Below are 815 nucleotides of genomic sequence, written 5' to 3'. Positions count from 1 at the left end.
CCTAGGCTCAGGACCCATTGTCCGAGCCAGAAGGTGACGGTAGCGGCGAGGGTGATGGCGCTGAAGAAGGTGTGGGCACAGCGGTCGTAGCGCATGGCGATGCGGCGCCAGTCTCTGAGTTTGCCGAACATGTTCTCGATGCGGTGCCGCTGGCGGTAGAGCTTTCTGTCATGCGGGATGCGCTTCTTGCGATCGCGACGTGAGAGAATGCAGGGCTCGATGCCTTGCGCGGTCAGGGCCTCGCGGAAGCGGTTGCTGTCATAGCCTTTGTCACCGATCAGGACGCGGGCGGGCGGCAAGGCGCTGAGCATCAGCGCGGCACCCTTGTGGTCGCTCATCTGGCCTTCGGAGAACAGCATGATCAGTGGGCGGCCATGCCCGTCCGAGACAACGTGCAGCTTGGAATTCGGGCCGCCCTTGGTACGTCCGATATGCCGGGGAACAGCCCCTTTTTGAGCAGGCTGGCCGCCGTGCGGTGCGCCTTGAGGTGAGTGGCGTCGATCATCAGTCGGTCCGGCTGGAACTTGCGCCCGGCCAAGCCTGCGAAGATGCGGTTGAAGACCCCCATGCGGCTCCAGTGGACGAAGCGGTTGTAGAGGGTTTTGTGCGGGCCGTACTCGGCAGGCGCATCGCGCCAGCGCAGACCGTTGCGGATGATGTGGATGATGTGGATGATGTGGATGATACCGCTGACGACCCGCTGGTCGTCGACCCGCGGCACACCATGCGAGAGCGGGAAGTAGGGCGTGATCCGCTCGATCTGTGCCTTTGTGAGCCAGAACAGGCCAGCCATGGCAGCACCTCCGGCCGCCATG

1 protein-coding gene is annotated in these 815 nt (G+C 63.8%); it reads right to left on the bottom strand.

Annotated features, from left to right (window positions below; all coding sequences use genetic code 11):
• Window positions 1-793, bottom strand: a protein-coding gene (locus CR165_RS24210) for an IS5 family transposase (protein ID WP_109519426.1) whose coding sequence is annotated in 2 segments (ribosomal slippage) — window positions 1-442 and window positions 442-793 — 794 coding nt annotated over the 2 segments. Because the reading frame shifts where the segments join, the coding sequence is not laid out codon by codon here. This gene is flagged as partial in the annotation.
• Between the last annotated feature and the right edge of the window lie 22 nt (window positions 794-815).

Source organism: Teichococcus aestuarii, assembly GCF_003116135.1.
In the GTDB taxonomy this organism is placed as follows: domain Bacteria; phylum Pseudomonadota; class Alphaproteobacteria; order Acetobacterales; family Acetobacteraceae; genus Pseudoroseomonas; species Pseudoroseomonas aestuarii.
This window is presented reverse-complemented; position numbering and strand designations above follow the sequence as displayed.